This window comes from Bradyrhizobium sp. Unk1 (assembly GCF_059512345.1).
The window spans coordinates 1-14,415 of record NZ_JCAMOP010000025.1 but is presented as its reverse complement, the minus strand read 5'-3'; the positions used below and the strand labels follow the sequence as shown (position 1 = coordinate 14,415).

9 protein-coding genes are annotated in these 14,415 nt (G+C 60.5%); 3 read left to right on the top strand and 6 right to left on the bottom strand.

Features of this window, described 5'->3' with window-relative positions; genetic code table 11:
- Positions 1-63: 63 nt before the first annotated feature.
- From AC5ZFO_RS28490 to AC5ZFO_RS28465, 6 genes are all read right to left on the bottom strand, one after another.
- Complete coding sequence (locus AC5ZFO_RS28490; RefSeq protein WP_496122860.1) at positions 64-2,436, bottom strand: sulfatase-like hydrolase/transferase; 2,373 nt, start codon at positions 2,434-2,436, stop codon at positions 64-66.
- A 61-nt stretch (positions 2,437-2,497) separates the two neighbouring features.
- Positions 2,498-3,478 carry an HAD family hydrolase gene (locus AC5ZFO_RS28485; RefSeq protein WP_496122887.1) on the bottom strand — a complete coding sequence of 327 codons (981 nt, stop codon included), beginning with the start codon at positions 3,476-3,478 and terminating at the stop codon, positions 2,498-2,500.
- A 106-nt stretch (positions 3,479-3,584) separates the two neighbouring features.
- Positions 3,585-5,294 carry an arylsulfatase gene (locus AC5ZFO_RS28480; RefSeq protein ID WP_496122859.1) on the bottom strand — a complete coding sequence of 570 codons (1,710 nt, stop codon included), beginning with the start codon at positions 5,292-5,294 and terminating at the stop codon, positions 3,585-3,587.
- 2 nt (positions 5,295-5,296) lie between these two features.
- Positions 5,297-6,268 (bottom strand): formylglycine-generating enzyme family protein, encoded by a 972-nt coding sequence (locus AC5ZFO_RS28475; RefSeq protein ID WP_496122858.1) that lies wholly within the window; start codon positions 6,266-6,268, stop codon positions 5,297-5,299.
- Positions 6,269-6,456: 188 nt separating this feature from the next.
- Positions 6,457-7,056, bottom strand: a complete 600-nt coding sequence (locus AC5ZFO_RS28470; protein WP_496122857.1) for a DUF502 domain-containing protein — start codon at positions 7,054-7,056, stop codon at positions 6,457-6,459.
- A 63-nt stretch (positions 7,057-7,119) separates the two neighbouring features.
- Positions 7,120-7,818 (bottom strand): transporter, encoded by a 699-nt coding sequence (locus AC5ZFO_RS28465; protein WP_496122856.1) that lies wholly within the window; start codon positions 7,816-7,818, stop codon positions 7,120-7,122.
- Positions 7,819-8,738: 920 nt separating this feature from the next.
- On the opposite strand from AC5ZFO_RS28465, the gene AC5ZFO_RS28460 reads away from it, so the two are divergent.
- From AC5ZFO_RS28460 to AC5ZFO_RS28450, 3 genes are all read left to right on the top strand, one after another.
- Entirely contained in the window at positions 8,739-10,883 is a 2,145-nt protein-coding gene (locus AC5ZFO_RS28460) for a sensor histidine kinase (protein WP_496122855.1), read from the top strand.
- Positions 10,880-11,506 carry a response regulator transcription factor gene (locus tag AC5ZFO_RS28455; protein WP_496122854.1) on the top strand — a complete coding sequence of 209 codons (627 nt, stop codon included), beginning with the start codon at positions 10,880-10,882 and terminating at the stop codon, positions 11,504-11,506. The genes AC5ZFO_RS28460 and AC5ZFO_RS28455 overlap by 4 nt, the downstream gene beginning before the upstream one ends.
- A gap of 63 nt (positions 11,507-11,569) precedes the next feature.
- Positions 11,570-11,965, top strand: a complete 396-nt coding sequence (locus AC5ZFO_RS28450; protein ID WP_496122853.1) for a response regulator — start codon at positions 11,570-11,572, stop codon at positions 11,963-11,965.
- Positions 11,966-14,415 lie beyond the last annotated feature (2,450 nt).

Below are 14,415 nucleotides of genomic sequence, written 5' to 3'. Positions count from 1 at the left end.
GTCTTCAATGGTGTCTGATCTGCATGCGCGCGACAATCAATCGGGAGGTCTCTCCACGCGTTCCTATTTCTCCAGCTCGACCACAACCTCGTCGATCCTGCCCTGGAACGTGAACGGCTCCTGATAATCCCTGACGACCGCCGTGCCGGTGTCCGTTCCGATGTCCTGGTTTTCCGACAGCGAATATTTGAACGGCGAGGTCTGATCGACCTTGCCCGAGCCCACCGCCTTGCCATCGACGGAGAGCGTGATGGTGCCGCTCTTACCCATCTCCTTGCCGCCCTCGTAGCTGAAGGCCATCTTGAGCTCGTGCTTTCCGGCCGGCACGGTCTGGCTGCTCGTGACCGTGTAGGACTTCAAGTCGATGTAGTTATGAGCGGCGGCGAGCTTGCCGTCTTTCATGTAGAAGCCCCAGCCGCCGGTGTTGCCGCCCTGCGTGAAGATCACGCCGTTAGTGCCGTCCTTGATGTCGACTTTGGCTGACACCGTGAACGACTTGTTCTTGAGGTCAGGTGCTGACGCTTCGGGAAGCCCACTGAAATTACCGGGATAGACGAACTTCTTGCGATCGCCGGCGAGGTTGGGCTTGCCGGTGAGCTCGGCGCTGAAGCGCTCGGCGCCGCGCCAATCCAGCGGCAGCACCTTGTTGGCGGAGGCTTCCGCCCACCACAGCGCGACCATTTCCTGGAGCTTCTCGGGATTCTTGTCGGCGATGTTGTTCGCCTGGCTGAAATCCTTGTCGAGGTTGTAGAGCTCCCATTTGGCCTTGAGCGGGTCGAACTCGCCACGTTCGGCCTGCCAGGGTTCGAACGCCAGCGATGCCGCCCACCAGCCGTCCTTGTACATGCCGCGGTTGCCGAACATCTCGAAATACTGGCTCGTCCGCATCTCCGGCGCCTTGGCATCGCCAAAGGTGCTGATGATGCTGCGGCCCTGGATCGGCTCCTGCGGCGTGCCGTTGACGCTGCGTGGCTCGTCGACACCGGCGGCCGCGAGGATCGTCGGTGCGATATCGATGATGTGGGTGAACTGCGTCCGCACCGCGTGATGATCCTTGATCTTGGCGGGCCATTTGATGATCATCGGATTGCGCGTGCCGCCGAGATGGCTGGCAACCTGCTTGGTCCACTGGAACGGCGTGTCCATTGCCCAGGCCCATTCAGCCGGGAAATGGTTGAAGTGCTTCTCGGTGCCGATCTCGTCGATGTACGGCAACATGTCCTTGTAGGTCATCTGATAGGCGTTGAAGAACGCGGTCTCGTTCAGCGTGCCGTCGAGCCCGCCTTCGGCCGATGAGCCATTGTCGCCGACGATGTAGATGATCAAGGTGTTGTCGGCATCGGGACGCGAGGCGACGTAGTCGAGAACCCGGCCCACCTCCTGGTCGACTTGGTAGCCATAGGCCGCGAACGTCTCCATCATTCGTGCGTAGAGTTTTTTCTGGTCGGCGTTCAAGCTGTCCCATGCAGGAAGGCTTTGGGGCCGTGGCGTAAGCACTGCATCCTGCGGCACGATGCCGAGCTTTTTCTGCCGCTCAAAAGTCTGTTTGCGATATTCATCCCAGCCCATGTCGTACTGGCCCTTGAACTTCGCGACCAGCTCTTTCGGAGCCTGATGCGGGCTGTGGGTCGCGGCCGGCGCCAGATACATAAACCAGGGCTTGCTCGGCGAGATGGCTTCGGCCTTCCTGAGCCACTCGATCGATTTGTTGGCCAAATCCGTGCTGAGGTAATAGTCCTGCTGGCTCGGCGTGCCGACCGGCGTCTGGTTCTCGAAGATGAACGGCCTGATCTGGTTGGTGTCGCCAGCCATGAAACCATAAAAGTATTCGAAGCCCAACCCGTTCGGCCAATGGTCGAAGGGACCTAACAAGCTGGTTTCATAGACCGGCGTGTTGTGGTTCTTACCTATCCACGCGGTCGCGTATCCATTCTGTTTCAAAATCTCTGCGACAGTCGCCGTGCTCTTGGGAATGATGCCGGTATAGCCGTCATAGCCTGTCGCGAGCTCGGTGATGATGCCGGTGCCCGCGACCTGATGGTTGCGCCCGGTCAGCAAAGCTGCGCGCGAGGGTGAGCATAACGCGGTCGTGTGGAAGCGATCGTAGAACAACCCGTCGTTGGCGAGTTTTTCCATGTTGGGAGACGGCACGCCGCCCCCGGCAACCGAGAATTGACCGAAGCCGACGTCATCGAGCAGCACTAGCAGAACGTTCGGAGCGCCTTGCGGCGCCTGCACACCCTTCGGGAAGGCAGCCGGATCAGAGTCCTTGAAGGTTGTTCCGACATTGCCTCTGAAGCGGGGTTCTGCGTAAGGCAGCACCGCTTGCCCCTTTGCGCGCAAATCCGTCTGGGCGTGTGCGATCGGGAGTTGCAGGCTCATGACGAGAGCCGTGGTGCTCAGTGCGATGGAAAGCGGTCGAGTCTTCTTGGTCATTGCTGCTCCTCGATAGCTCTTTGACGCTGACCGCGTTGCTGTGCACGGCCTCACAGCGTTCTCAAAAACTGAACACGCTCTTCCAGTCATCCTTCATGCTGACAATGGTCCAGCCGTTGGCGCTCGCTGCGTCGAGGCCCTTGTCGAGCTTGCCGAACGGCGACTTGCGGTCGTAGGCGAATTCGCGCTCGGCATCCGTGTGATGCACGATCAGGCCGAAACGCTTGCCGCGCGCGCCCGTCGTCCATTGCAGCATCTGGAAGTCGCCGTCGGAGTTCCCGAACGCCGCGACCGGGCGGCGGCCAATATGAGAATTGATACCGACAGGTTTGCCGGGACCATCGTCCACGAGATCGATGGTGGGCAGACGGATCAGCACCGGTCCATCCTTGTCGACCTTGAACTGGGTCTTGATGCTCGACCCCACGACCTGCTCGGGCGGGATGCCGTAGACGCGCACGCTCCAGGGACGCATGAATTCGATGCCGCCGCCCGAGACGATGAAGGTCTTGAAGCCGCTCGCCCTGAGATAGGCGAGCAGCTCCCGCATCGGCTGGTAGACCAGATCGGTGTAGGGCCGGTTGAACTTCGGATGACGCGCCGTCTTGATCCAGTCGCCGGCGATCTGCTCGAACTCGGCCGTGGTCATGCCGGCATGGGTCGCCATGACGAGCTCGACCAGGCCCTTCTCGCCACCCTTGGCGAGCGCGGTAATGTCGTTGTCCAGAACAGCCCTGAACGGCTGCTTCTGCTTCCATTCCGGATGTTTGCCGGCGAGCGCCTTCACCCGGTCCAGCGCAAACGCAAGCTGCACATACATCGGCTGCTCGCACCAGAGCGTGCCGTCATTGTCGAATGTCGCGATGCGCTCCGGCGCCGGCACGAAATCCGGCGCGCCTTCCTTTGTCACCGCCGAGACGAAGTCAAGGATCGACTTCTTGGCTTGGCCGTCGTTCCAGGATGGAAGAGGATCACCCTGCGCGCGCGCCGGACGCCCCGAAGCCGACAGGGTGGCCGCCGATAGCAGCAGACCCGCCAGGATCGTGCGACGGTCAACAAAGCTTCCTTTCACAGGCTTCCGCCCTCCAATTCAACGGTGCACCACGGCGCAACAGCCCCGCGATACGGGGCCGTTCCGTCGATTGACCTTAGTTGCCGTTGGGCAGACCTATAGCAAAGCCGTCCTTTGCGAGGGCTTCCCTGAAGAACTGGAAGCGCTCGTACTGTTGAATCGTGATCGGACCCGCGTAGGTCTCGCTCTGAATCTTCCGCGGAGGATACTTCACGTAGGTCTGCATCAGCTCCTTGATCGCGGCATTGATCGAGACCAGGGACCAGGTGTGCTCCGTGTAGTTGTTCATGAAGACGTCGTAGCGCTCCTGCGGGTCCTGCCAGAGGTCAAAGACCTGGGGTACGGTCGCCACATAGGACTCCGGCCCCTTCCAGCCGAGATTGCTGTCAACCGCGAGGCCGCCGGTTTTTGCTCCGTTGTCGCCGCGCAGATTGAACACCGCCTTGTAATTGCCGACGCGCGCTGCGCCCGGCGTGAGCTCAGACTCGGTGAAATAGAACCAGCTCTTGCGCTCGGACTTGCCGGTTCCGAACAGGATCGGGGAGATGTCGATGCTGTCGAAGATGATGGGCTTACCTTCGCGGTCGTTCTCCGGCAGCTTCACACCGGCGAGCTTTGCGAAAGTCGCCATGTAATCGAGGCCGCCGACGATATCGGAATTCTTCGAACCGGCCTTGATGCCTGGCCCCCATGCGAGGGACGGGACGCGGTTGCCGCCTTCGCGAACGGTGCCCTTGGTGCCGCGGAACGGCGTGTAGCCGGCATCCGGATAGACGTCCTGCCAGGCGCCGTTGTCCGTCGTCCAGAACACATAAGTATTCTTGTCGAGCCCGAGCGACCGCACCTTGTCCATGATACGGCCGATACGCGTGTCGTTCTCCACGACCGAATCGGCGTACTTGCTCTTGGACATCGACTTGCCCTGGAATTCGGGCGCCGGCATGTTGGGCTGATGCACCTTCATGAAATTGATGCTCATGAAGAACGGGCCCGACGACTTGTTGCGATCCAGATAGTCGAGCGAGGCCTTCTCGACATAATCGTCGAAGAATGGGATGCCGACCACGCCCTTGTCCGGCGTGTTGACGTACTGTCCGTTGATCTTGAAGTCCTCCTTCGCCTTCTCCCCTGCGTTTCCGGACAACGCGCCCTTGGTGACCTTCGTGAACATCGCTCTGAGTTCGGGGTCCATGTCGGGAAACCACGTCGGGTCGGCGTAGGTATAGGCATTGAGATGATAAAGGCCCGCATACCTCATCTCGTCATAGCCCTGGGCGTTCGGTATGGCGTAATCGTCCTCGCCGAGATGCCATTTGCCGGTGAAAAATGTCTTGTAGCCGCCGGTCTTCAGAACCGACGCGAGCGTCCATTCCGCGGCCGGCAACCCTCCGCCCTGCCCCTGGAATGCCACAGTGGTCATGCCGCTGCGGTTTGGAATTCGGCCAGTCTGCACTGCGGCGCGTCCGGGGGTGCAGCTCGGCTGGGCATAGAAGGACATGAATTGCATGCCTTCGGCCGCCATGCGATCGATGCTCGGCGTCGGCATGCCGCGATTTTCGCCACCGCCGTAGGGGCCGGAGTCACCATAGCCAAAGTCATCCGACAAGATCAGGATGATGTTCGGCTTTGCTCCGCCGGCAGAGGATGACGGCTGCGGGGTAGTCGCCTGCGCTTGCGCAGTCTGGACGGGTGCCATCGCCGAGAAAGCGGCGATGGTGGCAAGCGAGCTGGAGGCCGCGAGCAGTTTGCGGCGGCTGAAGTCTTCCGTCGTCTTCTTGTCAGTCATCACTATCTCCCTGGTCGTGTCACGCAACGAAATCCGAGGTGGCTGGTCGACGTGTCGATCGGTTCGGCATGGCGCGCGGCCGGTCGATAGCGGCGGCAATAGTTCGGCGCGCAGAGATGCGAACCGCCCTTGATCACCTTGCGCGGGATCCGGCTGAGCGGCAGCGACGGATCGTGGCTGTCATGTTCGGCGCCGCCGCGCGGATTCTGCGGAATGCAGCAGGCCTTCTTGGCGTCGGCCTGGTGCTTCGGAGCCCACCAGTCGCTGGTCCACTCCCAGACATTTCCGATCATGTCGAACACGCCGTAGCCGTTCGGCGGATAGGTCATCACGGGCGAGGTGCGCTCGTAACCGTCCTCACGCCGGTTCTCGAACGGGAAATGACCTTGCCAAATATTGGTCTGATGGACGCCACCCGGAACGAGCTCGTCACCCCAGGCATATTTGGCGCCATCGAGGCCTCCGCGCGCGGCGAACTCCCACTCGGCTTCCGTCGGCAAATCCTTGCCGGCCCATCGGGCATAGGCGAGCGCGTCGGAATAGGCAACGTGGACGACGGGATGATCGTCGAGCGACTTGATGTTGCTCTTCCGGCCATAGGGATGCCGCCAGTTCGCGCCCTTGAGCAGCGTCCACCATTGGCTGAAGTCACGAAGATCGACAGGATGGTCCGGCGGCGTGAAAGTGAGCGACCCCGCATAGATCATACCCGGCAAGGCATCCGGATAGTCCTTCGGATCCGGCGCAACCTCTGCGAAGGTGACATGGCCGGTGGCGCGCACGAACTCCTTGAATTGCCGGTTCGTCACCGGCGTGCGGTCGATCCAGAATCCGTCGACGCACACCATGTGGGACGGCGCTTCTTCCGGATAATGCCGATCCGACCCCATCCGAAAGGTTCCACCGGGGATGAAGATCGAGTTTGGTGGGCTGCTTTCACTGACGTTCGCGACCGGTGCCTGCGCAAGATTCACGTCGGATGCTCCGTACTTTAAAAGCGCCCAGCAGCAGTTCGTCTAATGACGGCCGGCCAGAGAGGACGAAATTTAAAGCGCGGCAAGCATTGGCCTAGTTGGACCTTGGTCCATCATGTTTCGTGCGCGCAGTGCGAACTTCCGCGAAAACTGAATTGGAGGCCCGGCGGGAACTCGCCGCCACTCGATCAGGCCGGCAGGCGACGCAGATCCTGCCCCTGAAGCGCGGCCGCCGAACCGATCCCGATGTTCTTTACGATCGCCCTCGCCTGCAGCATGGTGATGTCGAGCGGCCTCACGAGCTCGGCCGGATAGTACCGGACATTGCCGGCCAAGGGCGTCGGTGCCTGCGGCACGAAGACGACCATCCAGTTGTGGTCCAACGATTCCAGCAGGTATCCGATCTGCCAGCCTCCCTCGGCGCGGACGAGCACCGGCTTGAACTCGTCGCTGGCGCTTTCGGCCTGAGCCAGGCCCTGGGCCATGCTCTTGACCATCTGGTATTGCGGCATGCCACCGAGAAACGAATTCTCGAACCACGCGCTGGCGTTTGCGCCCACCCTTGTCCGCGCCACGACGCCAGCCAGGAAGGATACCAGCACGAGAAGCACCACCGCGAGCACCGTCACGATACCGACGCCGGCGATTTTTCCGACCTCGTCGAAGTGCAGCAAATGGGACACGGGCAGCGCGGCCTTGACCGCGATGCGCATCGCATGCCCGAGGATCACCAATACGAGCGCGACCGGCAGCAGGAACAGCGCACCGCCGATGATCGTGGTCTTCAAGAACTGCTTCATCGCCCCTGCCCCTCGCACGGCGCAGCCTCGGCTCGCGACCTCCAGGACACGCTACCAGGTGATGTTGAGACGAAACTGGCTTTTGAAATTATAGACCGGATAATCCTTGATGATGGGAACGCCGATCTCGAGCGATGCCGCGACGTTGTCGGACAACTTCTTTCCCGCGCGCACATCCAGGGGAAGAAACAGGCGGCCGGTCTGTCCGGCGACCGGATCGCCGAAATTTATCCTGATGTCCTGGCTGGGGTAGAATGTGACGAACCAGCGATCCGGCAAACCGATGTTCAGGGCCGGACCGAACTGCAGATTGCTGACATTCCGTCTCGTCGGATCTCCGGCAACACTCACGTCATATCGGAAGATCGGCTCGAAATAGCTCGACTTGCTGATTTCCGGCAGCGCGACACGAAAGCCGACGATCGGCATGATGCGCCACTTGCCAGACCCCAACGGATCCTCGCCGGTCGGGGTGATCAGACGGGCACCGAAACCGACCGCCCAGCGCTTGTCGAGATCATGAATGACGGCCGCCTGGATATCGGCATCTCCGAGACCGTAGATGTAGTTGCCGCTGGGATTGCTCGCATTGATCGTATTCCGGCCGAGCAACGGCAAATCCGTCCGCGTCACCACCGTCCATGTGGGAGTCAGGTAGAAGGCGTGGTCATAGCGCAGGTTCAACGTCTGCGTCGTCACATCCAGGGTGTTGCCTGGAGCCGTGCGGTACTCGTATTCGAGTTGAAACAAGTTCGGCGGCGGCCGGAAAAAATCAAGGCCGGAACGATCCTGGCTTTCGGGCGACTGCGCGGCGGCGGGGCATGACCACGACAAGGCGAACGGAACGAGCAACGCGGCCCAACGGGGGTCGGTGGGCGCTCTTCGGACACGCGAGCCGGTGCGATCAATAGTATTACGCGCGAGCGACGACCGGTCAGGCGTCGAACTGCGCGTCATGTGCGACCCGAGACTCAACTTCGAGAGCGGAAACGACATCGCGCAATTTCGCCTGGTCGCATACGGCTCGCCTGTCAACCGACGTTGAAGAGAAGAAGGTTAGAGTGCAGCCAGGGCCTCGGCCTAGTTGGACCTTGGTCCATCACGCTGCGCAGGAGCATCGCGAAGGCGCTGATAGCCCTCGACGAACTGATACGCTTTGCCGTTCGCCAGAAGTCCCAGCATCTTGCTGTGGTCGCGACCAAGTGCCGCGGTGCGGGACAAAAGACTAACGGTTCCCGCAGTCTCAGATTTGAGACCGACGGCGCGGCATCTCACAAAGCCTCAAGCCAGTCAGAATGCCGGCGCCAAATCGGCCTTCGATTTAGGAAATTTATCTCTCCCTCTCCATGGGTGGCACAAAGTGCATAGTCCATTCGAACTAATGGCGCCCACCACAGAGGTAAGCCCTCCCGGTAAGAGCGCGGACCGACTCTCCAAGCATTCCAGACCACCGGACTCGGCATAGATCGACCACAGGTTTTAGCTTACGTTTTATACCAGGAGCCGGGTCGCAATTCGTGAAAAGCGTGGATCGACTTGAAAGGCCAACTGCCAGATCGAACCGCGGCGGTTCTCCGCCCGGCGCTCTTTTGCTGATAGTTACAGTTATTGCGCTCTTCTTGTCGGTCCTACAATCGCGCGCGGACAATGCGGAGCGGCGCATCCTTATATTGAGCGCATTTAACTACACGCTTCCCGCGGCGAGCCAGGCCATAAGCGGCATAGAAGCACGGCTGAGAGAAGCTGGCGGCCAGGAATTCGCAATCGACGCCGAATTCCTTGATCTCTTTCGCGTCACGGACCCCGCGCACGAGATGCGCATGGCCGCCTTCGTGCGCGAGAAATACGCGGCGAGACCACCCAGAGCGGTCATCGTCCTCGGCAGTGCGGCATTGCAGTTCATCCTGAAGCACCCCGACATCGTGGCGCTGCAGATTCCGGTGGTGTTCGCTGGGGTTTCACCCGCCACCTACGCTAACTTAAATCCGCCTTCGAACGTTACCGGAGTTTTTTTCGAGCTGAATTTCGAACGAACGCTCGAATTGGCGGAGAGGCTCCAGCCTTCGGCCAAGCGGCTGTTCGTCATCTCCGGCGCGTCTGCGCTCGAAGATCGTGCTTGGCAGGAAGTGGGTCGTCGCACGATCGCACAGCATCCGCGACAATTCGAAACGACTTATCTGTTTGGACTTTCCCATGATGCGCTCATGACCGAGGTCTCGCGCATTCCAAGCGATGCAATCGTGATCTTTCTAACATTCCTGATCGACGGGGCCGGCAAGCCTTTTACTCCCAAGGAAGTGGCCAAGGACATTGCCCGCGTTTCCGCCGCTCCGGTCTATGGACCATACGACACCTATACGGGCACCGGGGTCGTGGGCGGGTTTGTCGAGACATTCGAATCGCACGGGGCCGCCGCTGCCGACCTGGTGCTTGCCATCGAAGGAGGCAGCGATCCGGCCTCGCTCCCTCCAAGACTTAATCCGGCGCAGGCCTTTCGCGTGGACGCGCGCGCGACGACGCGGTGGGGCCTGAAACAGAGCAACCTGCCGGCCGACACCATTGTCCTGTTCAAAGAGCCAAGCCTCTGGGAGGAGCACCGCTATCTGATTACGGCGGTGGCACTTGTCATCGCACTGCAGATGGCCGGCGTGGCCGCCCTCCTCATCCAACGGCGGCGGAGAAGGCAAGCCGAACTCTCGCTCAGAGAGAGCGAGGACCGTATGACCTTCACCGCCGCTTCCGCCAATATCGGCTTGTGGCAGTTCGACCGTTCGACGGACGAGTTGTGGGCGACCGAGCATTGCCGGACAATGTTCGGCCTCGCCGGCGACACTTCCCTCACGCGCGAAACGTTTGTCACGGCGGTGCACCCCGAGGATCGGCGCGTCGCAGTCGGGACATTGCGGGGTATATTGCGGGGACATGCGACCGTGACCGACATCCGCATCATTCGTCCCGACGGCCAGATCCGCTGGTTCAGGATTCGCGCGCGTGCTCCTCTCGACAGCAACGGATCTCCGGATCAACTCAGTGGCATCTTCGTCGATATCACCGACCAGAAGGCAGCCGAATGCGAAGCGGACCTGCAGCGCCAGGAAATCACGCATTTGATGCGTGTCTCGACGCTCGGCGAGCTTTCGGGCGCGATTGCCCACGAGGTCAATCAGCCGCTGACCGCAATATTGTCAAACGCGCAGGCAGCGATCTACCTCCTCGAACAGGACGAGCCGAATCTGGCGGAAGTGCGCGACGCGCTCCAGGACATCGTCAAGGACGACAGTCGCGCAGGCAATGTCGTTCGGCGTTTGCGGGGGCTACTCAAGAAAGACCAGACGCGTTCCGAACTTATCGATCTCAATGAGATGGTCGATTCAGCCAAGGCGCTGCTTCGCAGCGAAATGATCAGCCGGCGCGTGACGATAGAGATGGACCTGGCAACGAGCAGACCGATAGTGCTCGGTGACTCCGTGCAACTGCAGCAGGTCCTTCTCAATCTCATCATCAATTCCATGGATGCGATGGTCTCGACGCCCGCCAGCCAAAGACGCATCCGGGTCCGTACCAGGGACGCTCCAAACGGTGCCGTCGAACTGTTGGTGAGCGACAGCGGATGCGGCATCAGCAATGTCGACGGCAAGCAACTTTTTACGCCGTTCTACACGACCAAGGACCATGGCCTTGGCCTCGGCCTGACGATCTGCTCCAGTATCATCCGGAAGCACGGCGGCACGATCAATCTGCAGAACAATGAAGCTGGCGGCGCAACGGCAAAGATCACCCTGCCCGCTCGGCCAATGCTCATGGCAGCTCAATGACAGACCGAGAATTTACAATCTTTCTGGTCGATGACGACGAGAGCGTGTTGAAGGCGATCGCCCGGCTGCTGCGGGTGCGCGGGTATCGTGTTCAATCGTTCGCTTCGCCGGGCGCATTCCTCTCGAATCACGACGCCTCGATCCCCGGTTGCGCCATCCTGGACGTCGCGATGCCGGACCTTGACGGTCTCGCACTGCAACAAACGCTCAGTGCGAGCGGCTCCTGCCGCCCGGTTATTTTCCTCACCGGCAGAGGCGATATCCCGACCACCGTGCGGGCCATGCGGGCCGGCGCGCTCGATTTCTTGACCAAGCCAGTGAACGATGCTGACCTGTTGACGGCCGTTGCACAGGCCGAGCGGAAAGATGGCGAAATTCGCGCTACCGAGGCAGGCCGGAGCTCGTTCAGCACCAGGCTTGCCATGCTCACGCCACGCGAGCGCGAAGTGATGCAGCATGTCGTCGCCGGCCGTCTCAACAAGCAGATCGCGAGCGATCTGGGGACCGTCGAGAAAACAGTCAAGGTTCATCGCGGCCGGGTCATGGCCAAGCTTGGCGTCCGCTCCGTCGCAGACCTCGTGCGATTCGCAGAGAGGGCCGGAATTACCGGCAACGAGGCGTGAGGATGGGCTGTTGGCCCTAGGGCCAACTCGACAACGCCCCGTTGTAGCGCCGATAGTCATCGCATGGTACAACCTCCCCGGTGGACAGCTATCGTCGACGACGATCCGTCGGTGCTCAAGGCACTGTCGCGATTGCTGCGGACACGAGCCATCGACACCAGGACGTATGAGTCCGCCAGGGACTTCCTCAACGCGCTGCCGGAAGAGCCGACGGGCTCGTGGCCCGAATGCTTGATCCTCGACCTCCAGATGCCCGAGATGAACGGCCTCGAGCTTCAACGCCACCTGAACCGATCGGGAATTCAGATCCCGACCATCATCATCACGGCGCATTCGGAAGACGACATGCGCGAACTCTGCATGACCGCAGGTGCCGATGCCTATCTCCTCAAGCCGCTCGAAGATCTGTCGCTGATTGCGGCGATCAATGACATCCGGTCCAGGGGCGCGCGATCATAGCGGATCATCGCTGCGCTGCGTCGTCCGCACGACCTGGAAATTCACGGCGGGAACTTTCGCGTCACCCGAAAGCATCACTCTCCTCGCTAATTGCGAGGCCGCCCGGCACTGCCACAATGATGGCAAGCTGTGCCGAAAGAGTGAACCTCGTGATTTGCTCCTTCAAATTGTAGCAATTCTTACGTGTTCGCAGCGCCAGAATAGCGCGTCCCATTCTTTCGATTTGTCGTCGTTGAACGTCACTTGAAGGAGGTGCGCGGCTCAGTCACATAAGCATGCTTCTTGGCGAGACTTTTTCCCTCCCCCTACCCTCGGCCAAAAATCCGTGGTCGAACTTCTGGATGACGCTCGCCGACCAGCACTCATCTTTGTCAAATCACAAGCACAAGCACGCTTTTCCGTAACTTTTCCCCTCCCCCACCCGTCGGTCAGAAAGTTGTTAGCCGGAAATTTCTTGATCTAGTCCTGCTGGCTGCGGCGCCCCTGTTGCCGGGCGAGTCTTGCTCGATACCCCTTCCGAAGAAGAAGATCCCGAATTGCGCTTTCTGTCGGTAAATTCGCCAGTGTTCAGATAGACGCACTTCAGTTCTCCGCGGCCCGCGGACGTCGCGGTCGCCCTCGTCGTCGGAGCAGGTAGCGACAACCAGGTTCTGCGCTCTGGATTGCCGCGCAGATGCCGATTGCAGCACACGAGGGACGGCGTCTTTGGTCAGGATGCCCTTCTTAGCCGTCGCCATCGAGCGCCACCTTCGCGATCTTGCCGACCTCGGTGATGACATGCCGCATGCAGTGCGCAGCGGACGTCTGAATCGTGTGGACAATGTACGATTACGCCGGTGAGATCGCAGTAAAATCCAGCGAAGGAATTCTTGCACGCTAGAGGACGTGGCTTGTCGGCCACACGTCCGACTAAACGAGGCGATCTGTCGGGATTCGCACAGACGCGCCAGCGCCATTTATTCAGCCTGTCAGCGGTGTGATCGGCGGATCAGCCCGGCGGTCTCCTCCAAGGGCCGCCGGGTTTTCCGGTCTCCATTGGCGAGGGGCTGTCGGCGCTGTGTGAGTAGAGGCAAATGGGCTTGGACAATGATCTTCATCTCAAAATTGCTGTCATCGCCCTTGGCGCATTTACGACCGTCTTGGCGATCAGGCTGATCATTTCTTTCTGAGTTTCCCTCAGTGTTGGTGCTTGCTCGGCCGGACCGATGACGGAACCGCGACTGCAGACTGCATATCCCCCTAGCGCTTAGTCGAGAAAATCACCGATTGGTCATCGAATTCACTAGTCGGGAGCTGGCCTGCAGCGGCTGTTAGCTCCCCGATCAACATCGAGTTCGTCCCCGCTACGGCTCGGTTGGCAGAGGGCCTGACTATTGCTGCGGTCGTGGCGGCAGCAACGAGAACAACAGCTACCAATCCGGTGATCGTACGATGCTTCGTCATAGGAAAGCTCCGTTTCCCACCCCACGGACGTAGGTCACGAGAGTCCTGCAAAGGTTCAACAATGCCGGACGGGCACGAGTTTTATAAGCGTCAGCGTGATTGACTAGGGCAAGGTGCGGTACATGAACTGGTGGTCGTGCGGCACGTTTGCCATCACCGGCCGACCGCGAACGGCTCGTCGAGGAACGTTGGGCTTATTCCCCCATTGATCAGCGAAAGGGAGGACAACATGGTCCGTGACCTTTTGATCCTCGTCGCCGTTTCGATTGTTATCTGCAGCGTCTTTGGAAATTCGCACACAGGACCCCGGCACCCGCGAGGTGAAGCATCACTCTCCTTGAATGCCGCTCCGGATTTGCAGCCGACGTCTGAGTTCAGTCCCTATGTGAGGACAGAGCGCTGATAGGTCTGTCGCCCTGTGCCCAAGTCAGCACTCGCAGGCCAGTCTTGTATCTCCTACGCGCGCTTTCATGAGCCCAGCAGGTTGCGCACAGGGTCAGCGGTGGATGGGTGCCGGGGTAGGTCCTGACCTCGCCTCGGGAGTAGCGGCACTTGTCACTGTCGCAATTGGGGTTGTTGTTTGGATTATTCACCTTGGCCTCGGTCAGTCGCAATCTGCCTAAAGTGAGCGAATACGAGTGCGTGATCGGGTGACCGGCGAAACGGCCCCAGCGCGCTGTTGCCGGACAAGTGCGCTGAGGCCAGTCACGACGGGTTCGCCCCTTGTGGGGGCTCGGGAAAACCTTGCAACTGGCCGGTCGTTCCTAAGAGAGGGCCACTCCCCGACGAGGCGCTCTGGCCCGCTGCGTTAGCTTCGCGCAGGTGCCGCGCGCTCGAAAAGCTCTGCGCTCACGTCATGGCTTCGACGGCCACCGCCGCCGGCCTTGCCGAAGGCAACCCTGCGGCTCTAGGGGCGGGCGTTCCGTAGTGGCACGTCCGCCCCGACCCATTTGAAACCAGAACCCGGCGTAATCCGTTAGGGTCGCGCCTCCACGGCCGCCTTGCCC

What these genes read in the sequence shown, in the direction of transcription:
- AC5ZFO_RS28450 (WP_496122853.1), top strand. Translation starts at nt 11,570, where the DNA reads ATGGTACAACCTCCCCGGTGGACAGCTATCGTCGACGACGATCCGTCG.
- AC5ZFO_RS28490 (WP_496122860.1), bottom strand. Translation starts at nt 2,436, where the DNA reads ATGACCAAGAAGACTCGACCGCTTTCCATCGCACTGAGCACCACGGCT.
- AC5ZFO_RS28455 (WP_496122854.1), top strand. Translation starts at nt 10,880, where the DNA reads ATGACAGACCGAGAATTTACAATCTTTCTGGTCGATGACGACGAGAGC.
- AC5ZFO_RS28480 (WP_496122859.1), bottom strand. Translation starts at nt 5,294, where the DNA reads ATGACTGACAAGAAGACGACGGAAGACTTCAGCCGCCGCAAACTGCTC.